This window comes from Streptomyces sp. NBC_01351 (assembly GCF_036237315.1).
GTDB lineage: Bacteria > Actinomycetota > Actinomycetes > Streptomycetales > Streptomycetaceae > Streptomyces.
The window spans coordinates 7,872,204-7,891,881 of sequence record NZ_CP108356.1; the positions used below are offsets into that span (position 1 = coordinate 7,872,204).

General features: G+C 70.9%; 10 protein-coding genes and 1 pseudogene. 8 read left to right on the forward strand and 3 right to left on the reverse strand.

The features are described from left to right. Positions 1–12 precede the first annotated feature (12 nt). The 3 genes and pseudogenes from OG625_RS36240 (at position 13) to OG625_RS36250 (ending at position 3,254) form a co-directional block, all read left to right on the forward strand. Positions 13–672: pseudogene (locus OG625_RS36240) on the forward strand (response regulator). Positions 673–810: 138 nt separating this feature from the next. After that, complete coding sequence (locus tag OG625_RS36245) at positions 811–1,260, forward strand: hypothetical protein (protein ID WP_329389476.1); 450 nt, start codon at positions 811–813, stop codon at positions 1,258–1,260. Between the two features lie 170 nt (positions 1,261–1,430). Beyond that, on the forward strand, positions 1,431–3,254 hold the full coding sequence (locus OG625_RS36250; RefSeq protein ID WP_329389478.1) for an NAD-binding protein: 1,824 nt from the start codon (positions 1,431–1,433) through the stop codon (positions 3,252–3,254). Between the two features lie 174 nt (positions 3,255–3,428). Here OG625_RS36250 and OG625_RS36255 read toward each other — a convergent pair whose 3' ends face one another. Both OG625_RS36255 and OG625_RS36260 read right to left on the reverse strand, forming a co-directional pair. Beyond that, on the reverse strand, positions 3,429–4,772 hold the full coding sequence (locus OG625_RS36255) for an IS630 family transposase (protein ID WP_329389480.1): 1,344 nt from the start codon (positions 4,770–4,772) through the stop codon (positions 3,429–3,431). Between the two features lie 45 nt (positions 4,773–4,817). Next, entirely contained in the window at positions 4,818–5,240 is a 423-nt protein-coding gene (locus tag OG625_RS36260) for a MarR family winged helix-turn-helix transcriptional regulator (protein WP_329389482.1), read from the reverse strand. A 163-nt stretch (positions 5,241–5,403) separates the two neighbouring features. Between OG625_RS36260 and eno the strand changes: the two genes are divergently transcribed. The 5 genes from eno (at position 5,404) to OG625_RS36285 (ending at position 15,554) form a co-directional block, all read left to right on the forward strand. Next, positions 5,404–6,711 carry a phosphopyruvate hydratase gene (eno, locus tag OG625_RS36265; RefSeq protein ID WP_329389484.1) on the forward strand — a complete coding sequence of 436 codons (1,308 nt, stop codon included), beginning with the start codon at positions 5,404–5,406 and terminating at the stop codon, positions 6,709–6,711. Between the two features lie 362 nt (positions 6,712–7,073). Next, on the forward strand, positions 7,074–8,288 hold the full coding sequence (locus OG625_RS36270; protein WP_329389486.1) for a 4-hydroxybenzoate 3-monooxygenase: 1,215 nt from the start codon (positions 7,074–7,076) through the stop codon (positions 8,286–8,288). A gap of 133 nt (positions 8,289–8,421) precedes the next feature. Continuing rightward, entirely contained in the window at positions 8,422–10,194 is a 1,773-nt protein-coding gene (locus tag OG625_RS36275) for a methyltransferase (protein WP_443067836.1), read from the forward strand. A 365-nt stretch (positions 10,195–10,559) separates the two neighbouring features. Then, the gene (locus OG625_RS36280) at positions 10,560–11,231 is read left to right on the forward strand and encodes a toll/interleukin-1 receptor domain-containing protein (protein WP_329389488.1); all 672 of its coding nucleotides are present in this window, start codon (positions 10,560–10,562) and stop codon (positions 11,229–11,231) included. Positions 11,232–11,321: 90 nt separating this feature from the next. After that, on the forward strand, positions 11,322–15,554 hold the full coding sequence (locus OG625_RS36285) for an ATP-binding protein (protein ID WP_329389490.1): 4,233 nt from the start codon (positions 11,322–11,324) through the stop codon (positions 15,552–15,554). A gap of 17 nt (positions 15,555–15,571) precedes the next feature. Here OG625_RS36285 and OG625_RS36290 read toward each other — a convergent pair whose 3' ends face one another. Next, positions 15,572–19,375, reverse strand: coding sequence for a hypothetical protein (locus tag OG625_RS36290; protein ID WP_329389492.1), 3,804 nt, complete (start codon positions 19,373–19,375; stop codon positions 15,572–15,574). Positions 19,376–19,678 lie beyond the last annotated feature (303 nt).

Genomic DNA, 19,678 nt, shown 5'->3' on the forward strand with positions numbered 1-19,678 from the left:
GGGGGCAACGCCATGAGCCAGCCAGCGGCCGGGCCCGCCCGCATCCTGCTCGCCGACGACCACACGCTCGTCCGCCGCGGCGTACGGCTCATCCTCGACGCCGAACCGGACCTCGCCGTGGTCGCCGAGGCCGCCGACGGCGCCGAAGCCGTCGCCCAGGCCCGCAGCCTCGACCTCGACCTCGCCGTCCTCGACATCGCCATGCCCCGGCAGACCGGATTGCAAGCCGCCCGTGAACTCGCCCGCATCCGGCCCGGCCTGCGGATCCTGACCATGTACGACAACGAGCAGTACTTCTTCGAAGCCCTGCGCGCCGGCGCCTCCGGGTGCGTCCTCAAGTCCGTCGCCGACCGCGACCTCGTCGAAGCCTGCCGCGCCGCCCTGCGCGACGAACCCTTCATCTACCCGGGAGCCGAGACGGCCCTCATCCGCAGCTACCTCGACCGAGCGCGCAGCGGCGGCCCGCTGCCGGAGCGGCCCGTCACCGAGCGCGAGGAGGAGATCCTCAAGCTCGTCGCGGAGGGCCACAGCTCCAAGGAGATCGGCGACCTCCTCGTCATCAGCCCCAAGACCGTCGAATGACACCGCGCCAACCTTCTCCAGAAACTCGGCCTGCGCGACCGCCTCGAACTCACCCGCTACGCCATCCGCGCCGGCCTCATCGAACCCTGACCCGCCCCCCGTAGAGGAACCCGCTCACCCGGGCGGCACATGGGTGTCAGCATGTATGGACAAGATCATCAACGGGATGCAGGCTGGTCTCGGGTGACGGTGCCGGCCGTGTATCGCATCGCAACCAATGAGGTGGGCATGGCGACATGGGGGTTGATCGTCGAGGCCACGGTGGGCCTGGGGGAGCGCAAGCACACGGAGGCCTACGTCCTCGCACAGGTGGAGGGAACGCGGGAGGCGGCACTCGCGGAGCTGGAAATACGGGCCCGCGCCTATAGCCCCGAGCACCCCAGAAGTCCCAAGCGCCGCCGTCTCCTGCGGAGCGGTGACGGGTTCCTGCTGGTGATAGACGGCGCCTGGCAGTCCTACGCCACCCGCTTCAGCGTCGCCGAGCTGCTGGAGGACACCGACCGCCCGGAGCCGTCCCGGCAGGACACCGCCGAGCCGCCACCTGCCCGGGACACCGCGCCCGCGCCGCGTCCGGCGCCGCTGCCACCAGCGCCGGCGCCACCGCCGGCGGTCCAAGGACGCGACGAGGACGGCGTACCGCTCCGGCCCTCCTGGTTGGGCCGCACGGACCTGCCGTAAAGGGGATCTCATGGGGGAGAAGAAATGTCTTGTGATCACGTAGCGGTGGGCGCCCACGGGAGCCGACGGCGCCCAAGCCATCGCATACGGAACGGATTACCGCCGCTCCCGGCCGCGCAGGCCCAGCGGCCGTCCTGTCGGCGCCGCCCTGTCCGGGGACGGTAGGGCAGATGGGATCCATACCCCGGGAGTCCCCGGGTGCGGGCCTGATGGTCGTGTGCGGTGACGACGCGCTCGCGGTCCGGCTGGCGGGCGAGCTCCGTGAAATCTACCGCCAGGCCGTCACGCTCGTGCTGCCCGATGCGGAAGGCATCGGCCCCGAACCCTCGCCGTCCACCAGGGTGGTGGAGGCACCGGCGCCGGACGCCGCCGCGCTGCGCGAGGCCGACGTACCGCAGGCGGCCGCGCTCGCCCTGGTCTACGAGGACGACGAGACCAACATCCGCGGCGCGCTCACGGCCCGCCGCCTCAACCCGCGCATCCGGCTGGTCATCCGCCTCTACAACCGCAAGCTCGGCCGCTACCTCGCCGAACTCCTCGACCAGGCCGCGGTCGTCGCGGGCGTCCCGGAAGGCGCCGACTCGGCGACCACCGTGCTCTCCGACGCCGACACCGCCGCCCCGGCCCTGGTGGCCGCCGTCGTCGCCGGAACCAGCAAGGTCCTCCAGGCCGACGGACTGATCTTCCGGGCGAGCGAACGGACCCCGCGGCAACGCCGGGAGGCCACGACGCCCGGACTGTGCACGCTGGCCCTGTTGTCCTCGACCACGGACGACCCGGCCGGAGCCGACGGTTCGGACCGCAGCGGGCCCGCGGGCCCCCAACTGCTCCCGGCCGCCATGGAGATCGCGCACTCCGCGCAGCGCGGCGCCATCGTCCTCGAGGCCGTCCCGAACACCGCCCACTCCACTCGGCGCGAGAGGATCGGCCCGGCCGGGCTCCCGGTGATGGAACTGTTCTCCCGCCGGGTCCGCTGGGCCCTGGCCTCGTTCACGGCCGCCGTGTTCGCCATCGCCATCACTTCCTGGATCACCACCGGAGACGCCCTCGCGCACGCCGCCTACATCACCCTCCTGGACCTCTTCTCCATCAACGACCCCGCCGTCGGCGACCCCACCGAACGCCAGCTCCTCCAGCTCTTCACCGGTCTCGTCGGCCTGCTCCTCCTGCCGGTGCTGGTCGCCGCCGTCCTCGAAGCCCTGGGATCCTTCCGCTCGGCCACCAGCCTGCGCCGGCCACCGCGCGGCACCGCCGACCACATCGTGCTGCTCGGCCTCGGCAAGGTCGGCACCCGTGTCCTGGCCCGCCTGCGCGAACTCGGCATCCCCGTCGTCTGCGTCGAGGAAGACCCCGAAGCGAGGGGCATCGCACTCGCCCGCCGCCTGCGGGTACCCGCCGTCCTCGGCGACGTCACCCAGGACGGAGTCCTCGAAGCCGCCCACATCCACCGCGCCCGCGCCCTCCTCGCCCTCACCAGCTCCGACACCACCAACCTCGAAGCCATCCTCTGCGCCCGCACCAGCACACCGGACCTCCGCGTCGCACTGCGCTTGTACGACGACGAGTTCGCGACCGCCGTCCACCGAACCCTGCGCACCGCCCACCCCCAGGCGGTGACCCGCAGTCGCAGCGTGACCTCCCTGGCCGCCCCCGCGTTCGCCAGCGCCATGATGGGCCGCCAGATCCTCGGCGCGCTCTCCGTCGAACGCAGGGTGCTGCTCTTCGCCGCGGTGGACGTGGTCGGCCTTCACCACCTGGAGGGCAGGACCGTCGCCGACACCACCAGGCCCGGCCACTGGCGTGTGCTCGCCCTCGACACCGCAGACCCCGCCGACCGACGCCCCGACCTGAGGGCCACCCGCCTCGACGGCCAAGCACACGTCAGCGGACTCCTCTTCGACCTCCACCCCGGACACGTCCTCGGCCCAGACGACAGAGTGATCGTCGCCGCCACCCGGCAAGGCCTCGCCGAACTCCTCGGCAACGGACCGTAACCCGGCCACCCCATCCGGAACGGCTGCCGATGGTGCGCGAGCCTTGAACGGGTGGCTGAGGTCGGCTCACGTGCCCTTGCGGATGCGGATGCGGGATGCGTGTCGGGCGGGCGCCGCGACGGGGCGGCCGTTGCCCGTCGTGGCGCTAGTGTGATGCGCCAGAAATCCTGATGGTTAGTTCTGCTCTGTTTGCTGGTTGGCGGTTCCGACCTTGCTGAGGTAGTCGGCGAGGGAGTTGAGGATCTCGTCGGCGGTCTTGGTCCAGGTGAAGGGCCGTGGATTCTCGTTCCAGGTGTCGATCCACGCGGCGATGTCGTCCTCCAGGGCCTTCACGGACCGGTGGACGCCGCGGCGGATGAGTTTGTCGGTCAGCAGGCCAAACCACCGTTCGACCTGGTTCATCCAGGAGGAACCGGTCGGCGTGAAGTGGACGTGGAAACGCGGGTGCTTGCCGAGCCAGGTCTTGATCTCGGCGGTGTTGTGGGTGGAGTAGTTGTCACACACCAGGTGCACCTCGAGCTCGGCGGGCACCGCCTTGTCGATCCGGATCAGGAACTTCTTGAACTCGATCGCCCGGTGGCGGCGGTGCAGCGCCGATATGACAGTGCCGTCAGCGATGTTGAAGGCGGCGAACAGGCTGGTGATGCCGTGCCGGTAGTAGTCGTGGGTCCGGCGTTCGGGCATGCCCGGCATCATCGGCAAGACCGGCTGGGAGCGGTCCAGAGCCTGGATCTGGGACTTCTCGTCCACGCAGAGCACTACCGCCTTCTCGGGCGGGTGGTGGTACAGGCCGACGACGTCGACGACCTTGGCGACGAACTGCGGATCGGTGGACAGTTTGAAGGAATCCTGCAGGTGGGGCTTGAGGTCGAACTTCTTCCAGATCCGGCCGATGGTCGACTTCGACAGGCCGGTGCGCTGGGCCATCGAGGCTCGTGACCAGTGCGTGTCCCTGCCCGCGGACGACTCCAGGGTTGCCACGATGACCTCCTCGACCTGGTCGAGGAGGATCGAGGGCGGCCGGCCCGAGCGGGGCTCGTCATGCAAGCCGTCGAGGCGTTTGGCAATGAACCGGGCCCGCCACCGGTCCACGGTCGACTGGTCGATGCCGAGGTCGGCCGCGGCCTGCTGATTCGTCCCACCCTCCGCGCAGCGCAGCACGATCTTGGCCCGCAACGCGAGGAACTGGGCAGTCTTCGCCCTCCGCGCCCACTGCGTCAGCTGCCTCCGCTCAGCCTCGTCCAGGACCAGGTCGGCCTTCGGCCGCCCGATCCAGCCGGCGTCCTCAAGCCCGGCGAGCCGCTCTGCGGCGAAAGCCCGACGCCACTTGCCAACCGTCTTGGCCTGGACGCCGACGATCCGTGCGGCACCCGCGTTTGACATGCCATCAGCGCACGCCAGGATGATGCGGGCCTTCTCGGCCGAGCGCCGGTGCGGCATACCCGTCCGGCGCACCAACTCGGCGCGCTCGGCCCCGGACAGCGTGATCTCCACAGCAGAAGGACCCGAATGCGACATGGCAACAGGATAGTGAATAACCATCAGGATTTCTGGCGCATCACACTAGCGGGTGGCGAGCCGCTCCAGCAGGGCCGCGCTCCGGGCGAGCAACGCCCGCTCTTCATCTGTGAGTTCGGCCTCGATGGCCTGCGCGAGCCAGCCGGCCCTGCGGCCGCGTTCCGCTTCGAGTGCGGCCCGGCCCGCGTCCGACAGCTCGACCAGCGACTTGCGGCCGTCCGTGGGGTGCGCCCGGCGTGTGATCAGGTTCTGCTCCATGAGGAGCCCCACCGCCCGGGCCATCGACTGGGGGCGTACCCGCTGATCGGCGGCGAGGTCGCTGGTCGTCATGGCGCCGTTGCGGTCGAGCGCACCCAGTACGGCGGCCTGGCCCAGCGGGATGCGGTCCTCGTGCTTCACCCGTCGGAGGAGCTTGCCCATCGAGGTGCGCAGGTCGGCGGCGATGGCGGCGGCTTCCGAGGTGGGCATAGGGCACCTTACCCCGCTGGTCAGCATTGCTGTGCGCCTGACCTGCACAGCAATGCTGTACAGCAAAACTGAACAGCATTGCTGTAGGGTTTGGGCTTGTCGGGCTCAGCGCCAGCGCTGTCGCAGCCGGGGCCGCGGCACATGACCACGGGGAGGAACCACCATGTCCACAAAGGCAGTCGGAACCGTCAACACCGCCGTCGAGACCGTCACCGCCCGCCGGATCATCGACAGCCGGGGCAACCCCACGGTCGAGGTCGACGTCGTTCTGGCGGACGGGTCCCTGGGGCGCGCGGCTGTCCCCTCCGGCGCCTCCACCGGTGCCCGGGAGGCCGCGGAACTGCGCGACGGAGACCCCGCGCGCTGGCACGGCAAGGGCGTCGACCGCGCGGTGGCCCACGTCAACGGGGAGATCGCGGCGTCCGTGCGCGGCCGGGACGCGGCGGACCAGGCGGGTCTCGACGCCGCGCTGGTCGCCCTCGACGGCACCGCCACGAAGTCTCGGCTCGGCGCCAACGCGATCCTCGGAGTCTCCCTCGCCGCCGCCAAAGCCGCCGCGGTGGCCCACCGCCAGCCCCTCTACCGCTACCTCGGCGGCGCCGACGCCCACCTCCTGCCGCTGCCGATGATGAACATCGTCAACGGCGGCGCCCACGCCGACAATCCGCTGGACTTCCAGGAGTTCATGATCGCGCCAGTCGGCGCGGACACCTTCGCCGAAGCCGTCCGCATGGGCAGCGAGGTCTTCCACACCCTGCGCCGCGATCTACTGGCCGCCGGCCACTCCACGGGCGTCGGCGACGAGGGTGGCTTCGCACCCGCGCTGCGTACCGCCGAGGAGGCGCTCGACTTCGTCATGGCCGCCATCGAGCGCACCGGCTACCGCCCCGGCACGGACATCTGCCTGATCATGGACCCGGCGTCGTCAGAGTTCTTCCGCGACGGGGTCTACGACTACGCCGGCGAGGGCGTACGCCGCACCCCCTCCGAGAACGCCGACTACCTGGCCAAGCTCATCGACGCCTACCCGGTCGTCTCCATAGAGGACCCGATGGCGGAGAACGACCTGGACGGCTGGCGCGAGCTGACCGCCCGCGTCGGCGACCGTTGCCAGCTCACCGGCGACGACGTGTTCTGCGCCAACGAGACGCTGCTGCGCGAGGGCATCCGCACCGGCGTCGGCAACTCGGTCCTGGTCAAGGTCAATCAGATCGGGACCCTGACCGAGGCGCTGGCCGCGGTGGCCATGGCTCACCAGGCGGGCTGGACGGCCGTCATGTCGCACCGCTCGGGCGAGACGGAGGACACCACCATCGCGGATCTGGCGGTCGCGACCGGCTGCGGTCAGATCAAGACGGGGTCGCTCTCCCGCTCCGACCGCACGGCGAAGTACAACCAACTGATCCGGATCGAAGAGGAGCTGGGCGACTCGGCACGCTACGCGGGCCGCTCCGCACTGCGCCGGGCGTGAACAGCAGGCAGCGGTAAAGACCGTGCGGGCCCCGATCGCGATCGGGGCCCGCACGGTCTCAGCGTTGTGCAGGCATCGCGGAGGTCGCTTCGTGCGGACGTCGAGCAGGGGCACCGAGACGCGCCGCGGCAGTGGTCGGAGGCGCGCCAGCCGCCTGCTGCCCGGCAGCGGCCAGCAGGCACTTCCTCTCCAAAGCGGACCGAAGTGCGTGATTCCGGCGCGTGCCTGTCGAGGGCCTCCGAAGCCCTCCTCCGCACCGCCGCCGGTCACCGACGGGGCGATCCGATGATTTTCGCTCTATTGCTGCACGCGGGTTACTGGTGATCTTCCTCCGGTTTTTCCGTGCTTATGATTCCCGCGCTATGACAGAAAGTCAGAATTGTCGAGGCTTAAGCGCCTCGGCCGATGTGGTCGTGCTCGGCGCCGGCCCCGCCGGCCTGGTGCTCGCCAACCTCCTGCTCGCCGCCGGGATCGACTGCGTCGTTCTCGAACGCGCCGACCGCTCACACGTCCAGACCCGGGCTCGGGCCGGCTTCCTCGCGCCGAACACCGTACGGATCCTGGACCGCCACGGCCTCGCCGACGGGCTGCACCGGCACGGACGCACCCACGGTACGTGCGAGTTCCGTACCGGGGACGGCCGCTTCCGCCTCGACTACGGCTCACTCGGCCGGTGCGAGCGGCACACCGTCTACCCGCAGCAGAACCTGGTGACGGACCTCCTGACGCACTACCTCGACGCCGGTGGCAGGATCCACTTCGCGACCGAGGCACTGGCGGTCCATGACGCCGACGGCGACCGGCCGTACGTCACCACCCAGGAGCCGGACGGCCGCCCCACCCGATGGGACGCCCGGTACGTCGCCGGCTGCGACGGCCGTCACGGAGCGTCCCGCCGCTCGCTACCGCCCGACGCGGTCCGCCACCACCACGACCACGGAGTGAGCTGGCTCGGCCTGCTCGCCGAAGCTCCGCCCAGCCTCGACGCCGTCGGCTACGCCGTCCACGACCGGGGCTTCGCCGGCCACATGGCCCGCAGCCCGCAGGTCACGCGGTACTACCTCCAGTACCGGCGCGGTGCTCCCGCCGACGCCTGGTCCGAGGAGCGGATCTGGGACGAACTCGACCTGCGGATGCGCGCTGCGGAGCACGGTCCGCTGCGCAGGGGGCCGATCATCGAGCGCGGCGTCGTCGACCTTGCGTGCGACGTGGTCGAACCGCTGCGCCACGGCTCGCTCCTGCTCGCCGGCGACGCCGCGAGCCTGACCGCGCCGGCCGCCGCGAAGGGCGCGAACCTCGCCGTACTGGAGGCGGAGATCTTGGGCGGAGCCCTCGCCGAGACCCTCGCGGGAGGGGGCGGTACGGCCCTCGACCGCTACTCGGCGCAGGCCCTGGCGCACATCTGGCGCGCGCAGGAGTTCACCCAGTGGATGACCGGACTCCTGCACGAGATCCCGGCCCGGGACCAGTCAGACGGGTCGTTCTTCCAGGCTTCCCTGCGGCGTGCCCGCCTCGACTCCTTGCGTACCTCCCGAGCACACCAGGACTGGTTCGCCGAGAACTACGTCGGCATGTGACCACCGCTCTTCCCCGCACCGTCCCCCTCGCCCGACCACCGCACAACCGGTCCACCATGCTCCGCTCCGCCAGAGCACCCGCCAGAGCACCCGCCAGAGCACCCGCCCCAGCAACGCCCGAGGAACCTCCGCGATGACGACGACCCTCCCCGACGAAGCGACGCGCCCCGCCGGACCGCCGCTTCGAGGCGAAACGATGCTTCCCGACGACACGGCCCGCCTGCGCGTGGCCGTTGCCTTCGTACGGGAACACGACAGCGCCACCCTGTTGCCCCTCCTGCTGCCCGGTCTGCGCGGCCCGGAACTGGAGTCCCTGGCCCCGCACTGCCGCTTCGCCCACGCTGGCCTGCTGCTCTTCCCCACCGACCCGCAGGACCTGCGCCGCCAACTCGCCGACTGCGGGCTCGCCGTCGACACTCCGTCCCAACCCAGCGTCGTCGTACGGGAACGGCTCGCCCGGCGCCACCGCCGTGACCTGGCAGAGCTCGACGTCCGGATCCTGCGCCCCCGCGTCCAGGGTCCGGCCGGAGAGCGCCGCGCGGTGGAGGTGTTCGCCCTCACGGTGCCCGAGCACTCGGACCTGGAAGCGATCGCCGCGCACGAACGTGCCCGGGGCCACGAGGCCCACCTGGCCCTCGAACTGGAGCACCCGGACCCACTGGTGCTGCGCGGCCTGTGCGCGGTGCTCGCCCGGCACGGCGCCCGCCCCGACGGCGGCGGGTACAACCCGCACGAGGACGGCACCGTCCTCTACTTCACCACCCCCGCGGCCGGGGCGTGCGGTTACCGCCGCCTGGAGCTCTACACGCCCGGCGACCACCGGGACGCCCTCGACGACCACCTCTGCCCGGACCCGCAGGAGCGCCCGGACGCGGGCCGGCCGGCCGAGACGCTCCTGCGCCTCCTCACCGGAGCATGGACCACACAGGCACTCGCCGCGTTCGCACGCCTGGGCCTGCCCGACGCCATGGACCCGTACGCGGCCACCAGCACCCGGGAACTCGCCCGACGTACCGCCACCCGCCCCGAGAACCTCGCCACGCTCCTGCGCTACCTCACGATGCTCGACGTCGTGGCCGAGGACGCCGAGGACGCCGAGGAAGAGGAAAGCTTCCGCCTCACCCAGCTCGGCGCCCTGCTCCGCGCGGACTCCCCGGACACGATGCGCCCGCTGGCCCTGATGTACGCGGGCCCCTTCTACCGGTCCTTCGCCGCCCTGGACCACACCGTACGGACCGGACAGCCGGCCTTCGACCACCTCTTCGGCGAGAACCACTTCGACCACTTCGCACGCGACCCCGAACTCGCCGACCTCTTCGACCGTTCCATGGCCGCCAGTTCGCGCATGTTCCAACCGCTCCCCGCCCACCCCGTGATCACCACCGCGGCCCGCGCATCCACCCCGCGGACCGTCGTCGACGTCGCCGGCGGCAACGGCGAACTCCTCGGGCGCATTCTGACCGCACACCCGGGGCTGCGGGGCACGCTCCTGGAGCGCCCGCACGCCGTCGAGGCCGCCCGCCGCTCGCTCGACGCCGCGGGCTGCGGCGCCCGCTGCGACTACCGCAGCGGCGACTTCGCCGACGTACCGCACGGCGGCGACGTGTACGTCCTCTCCCGCATCCTGCACGACTGGGACGACGACCGATGCCGGGAAATCCTGCGCCACTGCGCCCGCGCGATGCCCGCCCACGCCGACCTGCTCGTCATCGAACGGCTGCTCCCCGCCGACGGTTCCCCCTCACTGGCCACGGCCTGGGACCTCCACATGATGTGCAACGTCGGCGGTCGTGAACGCCGCGGCGAGCACTACGCCCGACTGCTCGCCGACGCCGGACTGGAGCTGCTCGACCACACCCCCCTCCCCCTGGAGGCGTACGTCCTGCACGCCCGCAAGGCCCGGTAGTCGAGGCCCGCCGGACGGTGGCCCCCTCTGCAAGGGCCGCTGCCTGTCGTGCCGCAGTGCGCCGCAGTGAGTAGATGGCGAGCCCTGTGCTTCGACGGCATCCACCAGGCTCCAGGGCTTGATCTTTTGCGTCGACCGAGGCCGCACCGAACTTCTACAGCGGGCGGCCTCGGACGCAGGCCTGATGGTGCTGGGCGGTGCCCGATGTCCGATGTCCGATGTCCGGAGGGACGATGGACGAACCCTGGCGACCCGCCTTCTCCACTATGGTGATATTGCGTGGGCTTGAGGTCACTCACGCAAGTCGTCTCCGCCCGCGCCCCTTGCCGTTCAGCCCAGTTGACGCAACCGACGAGGATCACAAGATGGCGAACACGTCAGCGGAGTCGGGGACCAGCAGCGTCTCGGCCGGCGTCCCGCGAGTTTTCATCTCCTACGCCCATGAGGCCGACGGCGGTGTGCACGCGGAGCGGGTGCGTGCGCTGTGGGTTCTGCTGCGAAGCCATGGCATCGACGCGCGGCTCGACCGGTCGGCCGCGGAGCGGCCCCAGGACTGGGCCGCGTGGATGCAGCGCGAGATCGAGGCGGCCGACTACGTGCTGACCATTGCCTCACCCGCCTACAAGCGCAGGGCTGAGGGGTGGGAGGAGCCTGGGGTCGGAGAAGGCGTGGCCTGGGAAGCCGGGCTGATCAAGGACGTCGTCTACCGCAACCCCACTGCCTGGTACGAGCGGATCCTGCGGGTCGTGCTCCCCGAAGGCAGTCGCGAGGACCTGCCGGCGTTTCTCGGCGGTCACACCGTCACCCACTACACCGTGGATCCGATCGACTCCGTCGGCGCGGAGGAGTTGCTGCGCTACCTCACCGGGCAGCCCTATGAGACCGAGCCCGCGCTCGGCTCCCGTCCCCACTTGCCGCCCCGGGACGGGCGGACCGCGGCTCCCCGAGGCGGAGCCATCCCTGCGGGATGGACCTTCACCGGGCAGACGGCGGTGCAGATGGGCGACCACAATCACCAGACCAACAATTTCGGTTGACCGGGGCAGCCCTCCATGAACGCAGAGGGAGCCGAGACCGGTGACGGGGCCGTCCCGGAGCGGGAAGCCACCTATTCCGGCCCCACGGCCGTGCAGATCGGCCATGGCAATCGGCAGAACAACTATTACGACCAGCGCACCTACGGCAGTACCGCGGGAACGCCGTCGGACACCTTCGGCGAGTTCGAGCGGCAGCTGAGACTCCGCACGCCATGTGAACTGCGCGTCCGTCGTAACGGAGCGATCGTCGAGCGGGCGACCGTGGACCGGACGCCTGCTTTGCGTGAGGTGACGGGGGCGATGGCGCGGGCCGCCGGGAGCGGCGGAGGGCTCCTGGTGCACGGGGAACCCAGCGTCGGCAAGTCCGTGCTGTGTCTGCAGGCCGTGGACCGGCTCCGGGAGGCCGGTGCCGAAGTCGTGGTGGTGGACCTCCGTGACTGCAGCCCGCCGCTGCCGGCGCCGGCGTCGGCCGCCGGGGTACCGCTGGCACAGTTGTTCGCCCGAGTACCGGCGTCCGCAGAGCGCCTGCTCGTGCTCGACGGAGCGGAAGTCGTGCAAGAAGGCGCCCGTGACAGGTTCCTGGCGTTGGCCGATGCGGCCCGACACGCAGGTCTGGGTGTGGTCACCGTCGTCCGCGACGACGCGTTGGCGGCAGTCGAGGAGGCGTTCGGCATGCTGCCGGGCATCGACCTGACCAAGGTCAGGGTGGAACCGTTGCCCGACGGCGCCGCCGGTGAACTGGTGCGCCGGTTTCCCGCACTGGGGCAGCTGCGGGGGAGGCGTTCTCGCTGGTTGCTGCGGCGGGTAGGGCTGGTCGACCTGCTGCTGGGAGCGGAGGCGGTCGTGCCGTTGCGTGACGGCGGGCTGTCCGAGGCGGATGTGTTCGACGTGTGCTGGAGGCGCTGGGTCCGCTCGCAGGGCCGCGGCGTGGGCGACGGTCAGTCCCCGGATGCGCGGGAGCGCGCTCTGCTGGAAGTGGCGCGCCTCGAACTCGGACTTCCGCACCGATGGGGCGGTCCCGACCCCGTCGTACTGCCGTCGCTGCGATCCGACGGCCTGGTGCGCTCGTTCGGCCCGGGTTCGTCGTTTCGGAGCCGTGAGTCCTTCGTGGGTGACGTGGTCCGCGACTTTGCCGTTGCCCGCCTCCTGCTGACCGACGGACTGAGCGCGCTCAAAGATGCGGGAGCGCCCCGGTGGACGACGCGCGCGGCTGTGGTGGCCTGCCAGGCGAGGCTGATCGAAGCGCTGGAAGGAAACGCGGTTGGCCTGACGCTGTCCGAACTGCCGGCGGTGTTCGACGAGTTGGCATCGGCGTTCGGTGCACGCTGGACGGACGTCCCGTGGGAGGCGGTGCTGTCGACCGGTTCGGCCCGGCGGCTGATCCGTGCGGCGACGCCGCTCCTGCTGCGTGACGACGGCGCCCACTTGGCACAGCTGCTGCGTGTGGCCGAGCAGCGCTTCGTCTCGGCAGGCAGAGCCGAGGTCCTCCCGGTCGAGGGGCTGGTCGGTTGGCTCGCCGAACAGACCTGGCACACACTCGACGTCCCGCGGGACGTGGTGCACAGTGCGGACCGGGTCGTCCGGGAATGGCTGCGCGGCGCCCAGTGGGACGAAGGGGCCGAGAAGGACCCGACGACCCGGGAGGTACGGCAAGCGGTCCGCGCCGTGCTGCTGACACGGGACGTCCGGCGCGACGACATCGTGCTCGAAGCGCTCGCCACCCTGGGATCCGATCTGGACGAGGACGCACGCGCCCGGCTGCGGCAGGTCGCGCAAGTGAATCCCGCGACCCTGCGACCGGTGGTGGAGAGCCCGTACGCCGTCATGAGCCTGCGCGAGAACGACGTGGATCTACTGGCCGAACTCGCCCTCGCCTACTACGTCGACCAGCCCGGGAAGCGTACCCGGGGGGACCTGCTGCTGGCCGGAGACGGCGTCCGTGATCACGAGATCGGCTATCAGATCGGCGTGCCGCGAGCTGCCCCGTACTACGGGCCGTTCTGGAGTCTGCTGTGTGGGCGGCCGGCTGCGGGGCTCCTCGTCATCAATGCGCTGCTGCACCACGCGACGTCTGTCCGGTGCGGGAAACTGAGCAGGATCGGTCGCCGGGGTTCAACGACAGCGGAGGTCCTGCGGGTCGACTTGGACCTTCTGGGGCTCGGGCCACGGGCCTACGCGGGTGATTCGCACGTGTATGCCTGGTACCGGGGCTCGACGGTGGGACCGGCGCCCTGTACCAGCGCCTTGCTGGCATGGGAGCGCGCGGCGGACCAACTGCTGGCCCAGGGACTCTCGTTGCGCGAGACCGCACTGTCGTTGCTCCACGGCGCGAAGAGTGTTGCTGCGGTGGGTGTGATCGTCGGGTTCCTGGTCCGGCACCTCTCCCATGTCACCGACGAACTCGACGAGTTCCTGGCCGTTCCGGAACTGTGGGATTTCGAGGACGCTCGAACCGTGCACGAGATGTCCGGACTGGCCATCCGGGACGAGGAAGGACTCCCCGGCCGCGAGTGGCGCAGGAAGCCGTTCCGCGAGGTAGCGGCAGCTCTCGCGGCAAGGGCCGTGTTCGGGAACGACGAGACCGCCGCCGACCGGCTACGACAGGTCGGGGCGCGGCTTCTCACGGCCTGTCCTGCGGATGCCGACGGCCGTCCCGCGAGGCGCGCGCGGCTCCGTGCGGCGATCCTCGACACGCGCAACTACGTGCGGGTGCCGTCCGGGAACGGTCTCGCCTTGGAGTACGTGGAACCGGCTGATCTGGCGGAGGAACTGGAGGGGACACGCCGTGAACTCTCACGCACCGGAGTGGTGTACGAACTGGCCAACCGCTACAGGCTGACGCTCACACCGCCCTTCGCACTGGGCTCGCCGTCCCTCGACAGCGATCTGCTGGCTGCGGACGTGGCCAGGGCCCGCGGACTTCTCGACGACCCGCCGACGGCCTCGGACCGCATGGTGTACGACACCGTCGTGGCGGTGGCCGCCGCCGTCGTCCGTATGGTCGGCGCCGGCGTCAGCGTGCCGGAACTGACGGGCGACGACCTGCGGTGGGCGTACGGAACGGTGGTGGCGGCTGTTGACGCTCCGGCGGACATCCACACGTACGAGGGCACGCTCTACAGCCTGAGCGCGGACCGCTCGGCCGCTTTCGCGTCGCCCTCCCTGTTCCAGCCGGCCTGGGATCCCGGGGAGGACCCGGCCCATGGTGCCCCGGGCACCGCCGAGGACGCGGCAGCCGCTGTCACGGCTTCCATGACCAGCACGTCCCACGAGGTCCGCCGGTGCGTGGTGCTCGCCCTGCGCCGGGTCTGGGCGGCGCCGTGCGGACCGGCAGGGCGACCGTGTCCGCACCAGCGCGCCTGGCAGGCCGTGGAGAGCGGGGCGCGCGACGTCGCGGTGACTGCCGGGGAGGGAGCGGGACGCCGGTTGTTCACCCCGCCGGATGGCGATCTCGCGGCAGAGCTCAGGACGGCCGATGCAGCGGACCTGATGCTGCCCCGGATCGCCGCGGCCCTGGTTGCCGCACTCGATGCCGTCTCCAGCTCCTCCTGCGTAGCCGAGGGAGCGGCAGCACTCCGTGACGCCCTCCTCGACGCATACGCGCGCACTGCGACCCACTGGGCACAGAGGCGCGTCGCCGTCCGTCCGGAGGAGCACGCCCTGGTCGCCGACGCGCTCCTGGCCGCCACGGAGACCACGCCGGGCGTGCTCCAGGACATGGTGACCGCCCTCGGTGGTCGGTCGGAGGCCGCCGCCGATCTGCTGCGTGCCGCCTGTACCGCGGCCACGTACTGCAAGGACCGCAGGACGAGGTTGCGGAACATCTGGCCCGCGCTGCTGGAATCCGTGCCGGCGCTCTCGGAACACCCCCGTGCCGAGGGCGGGTCGACGTTCGGGTCCGACCGGCTTGTGGCAGCGCTCATTCCCGCGCCCGCACCCGTCATTTCCGACGGCGATACGGCCGCGACGATCGAGCGGGCCCAGGACGGCTGGCCCACCGCGTCCAGCCTTGCGCATCTGGTGCCGCAGTGGATTGCGCGGGCCGTCGGAGTGCGGGGAGCAGTTGAAACCCTCATCGGGTTCCTCCGGGCCTCACCGGTCGATCAGCAGCTCACACTCGGCCTGCCCTGGGTCCGCGCCCTCGTCCTTCCAGGGACGACGACTGTCGGCCTTGGTAGCCTTTTGATCAACGAGTGGCTGTCGGCGCTGCGTGCATCCCCCCATTTCGACGCCGGGGCACGCACCCACTACGAGGTCATCGTCGACGTCCTGGCCGCCGCGGGCAGCAGCGTCGCACGGGAACTGCAGCAGGAGGACGAGTGATCGGGCGCATCCGGTGATCACGCCCGTTCCGGCCTCACCTCCGTCTGCCTCCCGGGCGCCGGGGCAGTGTTCTTCCGTTCGGGGAGCGCGGCAGGCGAGGTGGGGGAGGGGACCTCCTTAGCGGCTTCCGAGCGGACCTCTGCGTCCAGCGCGGGGTCGTTGGCGAGGCGTCGCAGCAGCTCTGGACCGGCGGGGTCCCCGGACTGTGTGAGGCGGCGGACCATCACAAGGCGGGACGTGCCGTCGAGCGTGGGGTCACCGGCCAGGGCGCGCAGCAGCGCCGGGAGCCGCGGGTCCTTGTGACGAGCCAGCCTCCTGACCGCCGCCCGTCGGGTGAAGGACCTGAGGCCGGTGTCCAGGGCGAGTTCGTACATCAGGTCCGGACCGCGGGGATCGCGCAAGTCCGCCAGGTCTTGGGCGGCTTCGAAACGGTGCTCGTCATCGATGATGCCGTCCCGGGCCAAGGAGCAGAGCAGGTCGAGGCCGCGCGGATCGCCTTGGTCGGTCAGGTTGTAGGCCGCAGCGGAACGGACCCGTGGCAGGGCATCGGCGTCGAGGGCGAGGGCGATGAGTGCTCCGGCAGCCAAACGGGCGTCGTGGAGCGCCAGAGTGCGCGCGGCCGAGTACCGGAGATCGGATTCCAGGTCGGAGGAGGAGGCCAGTTCGTAGAGGACCGCCCGGGCGCGTGGCAGGTCGGCGCGGCCGAGCCAGGCTATGGCCGTCTCCCTGGTTCCGGGACGCAAGGTGGAGTCGGCGGCCAGAACGCGCAGCTGCTCGGAGGCCCGTCCGTCACCCCGGGCCATGAGCGCTCTCGCGGCCATGGTCCGGGTGGACTCGTCGATGCCGGTACCTGCTGCCACGCTGAACAGCAGGTCCGGTACGCAGGCCTCCTTGCGCTTGGCCAGGGCGGCGACGGCCCGGGACCGGTAGACGTCCTCGAGGGTTTCCCGCGCTGCGAGGTTGCGGAGGACCTCCGGCACACGCTCGTCGGCGTGCTCCCAGAGCTGACGTAGGACGAACGCCCGCACATTCACCTCCAGCGTGGTGTCGAGCACGAGTGACTGGAGTACGTCGGTTCCCCGCGGGTCGCCCAAGTCGGCAAGTTCGAAGGCCGCTTCGGTGCGGACGGAGGAGGGCAGGGCGACGTCGGCCACGAGCGACTGGAGTACGTCGGCTGCACGGGAGTCCGGGAGATCGGCCAACTGCCGGACGGAGAAACGACGGTCGATGTAGCTGCGGCTTCCGTCCCGGGCCAGGGTGCGGAAGATCTCCGGGGCGTCCGGGCTGCCCAGCGCAGCCAGAGCGGAGGCAGCACTGGACCGCGTTTCCTCTTCCCAGAAGGCTCCGAATGCGGTGCGCCCCGGCTTCGCCAGCGCGATGGAGCGCAGCAGCTCCCGGCCCCGGTCATCGCCCGTACGCACCAGATCCCAGGCTGCCATGACCCTGGCGCGACCGTCGAGACCGGTGTCGCAGGCCAGGGAGTAGAGCACGTCCGGCAGGCAGGGATGTCTCATGGCCGAGAGTTCCCGCGCTGCCCATCTGCGGAAGCTCTCCCCCAGATCGCTGTCGCGGGCGAGCACGAGGAGGAGGTCTGCGATCCGGGGGTCGCCAGCCGCGACCACTCGCCGGGCGGCCCGCTGCCGCGAGGAGGAGTCCACCCGCGGGTCCCGCGCAAGTGCGTACATCACATCGGGCAGCCTGGGGTCCTGGAGTCCTTTCAGCTTCTCAGCTGCCGCGGCGCGGTATACGCCGCCGGCGGACGTGCAGGTCGCGATGGCGTGGTGGGCGTCGGCAGCGCGAGGGTCTTGCCGGGCCGCAAGTCGCTCTGCCGCGACGGTCCGATCAGCGCCACCGGCACGCTCGCTGACGGCGAGGACGTAGAGCGCGTCGGGATGCCGCGGGTCGTCGAGGGCGGCCAGGTGTTCGGCCGCCCAGAGCCGCTGGGAGGAGTACTGGGCGTCGCTGACGGCCAGGTTGTGGAGCATCTCGCGCACTTGCGGATCCCCGAGTTCCAGCAGCTCCCCGATGGCGGCGACCAATGCGGTCCCGTTCAGCGCTCCGGACTGGACGAGATGGGGGAGAGCCTCCCGGACGACGCGGCCGGGGAGCCGAGTCAGGGCCACGACGGCCCGCGTCCGGTCGCTCTGCTCCCTTCTGTTCTGGGCGGCGTTCGTCAACCCGCGAGCCACGCGATCGAGGAGATCGCCCGGCAGGCCCGTACCGAGCCGGGCGAGTTCCGCGAGGAAGAGGCAGCCGTCGAGCCCGCCCCGACGCGTCATTCGGTACAGCTTCGCCATCGCCTTGCGCCTGGCTTTGGGCGAGGCGGTGTCGATGACGAAGCCGACGTAGGAGGGATCGGCGCTGCGCCACTGAGCCAGAATCCGCTGCAGCGGGCGGGCTCGTGGGCTTCGCGTGGTGTGGCGGGCGGCGCAGTACTCCATCAGTGTCTGATGGGCGAAGACGTGGTCACCGGCGTGGAGGGTGAGGAATCCGCTGTGGCTCAGGGCGGTGGCGAGGAACTCCTGCCACACGTCAGGGGGAACGGGGTACGGCGGGGGTTCCGCGTCCGGATGGGACCCCACGATCTCGACCGCCTTGAGCCGGCTTCCGTCGCGGCGCTGTGCCGCCAGGTGGTCGATGAGGCCCGGCAGGCGGCCGAGCGTGTGCTCGGCCCGGGCCACGGCTGCCTCGCCGTAACGTCGGAGCCCGGCTGAGAGCTCACGGGCACTGCCCGGCTCTGCCGGGCTGTACTGCCGCTTGTGCAGCAGGCCGGCGAACTCGGCGTAGATCTCGCCACGGACTCCGGGCAGCGGGTCCGCGGGCGCCGCCGCGCGGAGCTGACACAACAGCGAAGCCGTGAGAGGAATGCGCGCCAGTCCCGCCAGGTGCGACCGGTTGAGATCCGCGACGAACAGGTGCGCATGCCGGGACGGCTCGCTCAGGCCGTAGGCGCCGAACCAGCGGTGGGCGACATCCTCCAGATCCGTGAGCTGGAAGCGTTCCAGTTCGTAGCGGGGAACCTCGGGGCCGAGCACATCCAGCTCTCCGTCGGGCAGAGGGCGTGTGGCGATGACGAAGCGGTACTGCGGTGCCTTCTGTGTCGGGCCCTGTCGCAGTTCCCTCTGGTTCCGCTCGATCGCCATGAGAGCGCTGAGGACGCCCCGGCGCCGCGTGGGATCGGCTATCTCGTCCAGTTCGTCGACCAGGACGAGCCAGTAGGCGCGCGGTTTCGGCGGAACCTGGAACAGGTCCGGGGGCAGAGTCCGTACCAGGCCCTTCAACTCCAACTGGACAGCGAGGGCAAGGGCCTTGGACAGCGACCGACCCTCCAGCGCCGCGGCGGGGACGAGCACCGGGACCGGTCCGTCATCGGCACCGCTGAGCTGCCGGGCCACGCCCATCGCCAAGAGGGTGCGCAGCAGACTGGACTTGCCGCCGCCGGCCCCCGCGAGCACGGCGCACGTCGAACTGTTCGTCAGGATCCTTTCGATCGCGGCAGGTTCGGGCGGGAGTTCGCCCTCCGCCAGGCTGCCGAGACGCTGGGGGACGTAGACGTCGTCCAGCGACGGCCCGGACCCTGCCAACACCGTGGGATAGGGATGCTCCTTCGAGGCGTCGGCGGCGGCCACCAGGTACTCGGCCAGTAGACCTTCGTGCGGGTCGTGGCGCCGGCCGCCGAAATAGTTGATCTGCGTGCTCAGGGCACCGTTTTGGACCGCCGTGGGTCCGTGGAACGTGTGGCCGGCCGACTCGGAGCACGGGGCACCGCCGGGTCCGCACGAGGGGCCGCTGCCGCTGCCCTCCTCTTCGGCCTCATCCATCACTCGATGCCGTTGCCTCACCGGTTGCACGGGCGGTTGGAGTACCCCTTCACGGTACTCGCCGGACGCCGTGGCCACGAGGTCCATCCGCCGGGTCGGCTTCAGGAGGCTGACAGGATTCCTTCGGTTCGCCTTCCCTCGGTCGATCGTGGCGTCGTGCATGGGCGCCGTCACGGCGATGTGGCAGTGCAAGCCGGTCAGTTCGAGCTGAGGCCGGCCGGAATCCGGGTGACGGCCTGCCCCGTACTCGTCGTGCCGCCCTCGCCCCTGCAGAACGAGCTCGACGCGGCGCACCAACGTAAC

What these genes read in the sequence shown, in the direction of transcription:
- OG625_RS36290 (WP_329389492.1), bottom strand. Translation starts at nt 19,375, where the DNA reads ATGGATGAGGCCGAAGAGGAGGGCAGCGGCAGCGGCCCCTCGTGCGGA.
- OG625_RS36275 (WP_443067836.1), top strand. Translation starts at nt 8,422, where the DNA reads ATGACGACGACCCTCCCCGACGAAGCGACGCGCCCCGCCGGACCGCCG.
- OG625_RS36280 (WP_329389488.1), top strand. Translation starts at nt 10,560, where the DNA reads ATGGCGAACACGTCAGCGGAGTCGGGGACCAGCAGCGTCTCGGCCGGC.
- OG625_RS36245 (WP_329389476.1), top strand. Translation starts at nt 811, where the DNA reads ATGGCGACATGGGGGTTGATCGTCGAGGCCACGGTGGGCCTGGGGGAG.
- OG625_RS36260 (WP_329389482.1), bottom strand. Translation starts at nt 5,240, where the DNA reads ATGCCCACCTCGGAAGCCGCCGCCATCGCCGCCGACCTGCGCACCTCG.
- OG625_RS36270 (WP_329389486.1), top strand. Translation starts at nt 7,074, where the DNA reads ATGACAGAAAGTCAGAATTGTCGAGGCTTAAGCGCCTCGGCCGATGTG.
- OG625_RS36255 (WP_329389480.1), bottom strand. Translation starts at nt 4,772, where the DNA reads ATGTCGCATTCGGGTCCTTCTGCTGTGGAGATCACGCTGTCCGGGGCC.
- OG625_RS36250 (WP_329389478.1), top strand. Translation starts at nt 1,431, where the DNA reads ATGGGATCCATACCCCGGGAGTCCCCGGGTGCGGGCCTGATGGTCGTG.
- eno (WP_329389484.1), top strand. Translation starts at nt 5,404, where the DNA reads ATGTCCACAAAGGCAGTCGGAACCGTCAACACCGCCGTCGAGACCGTC.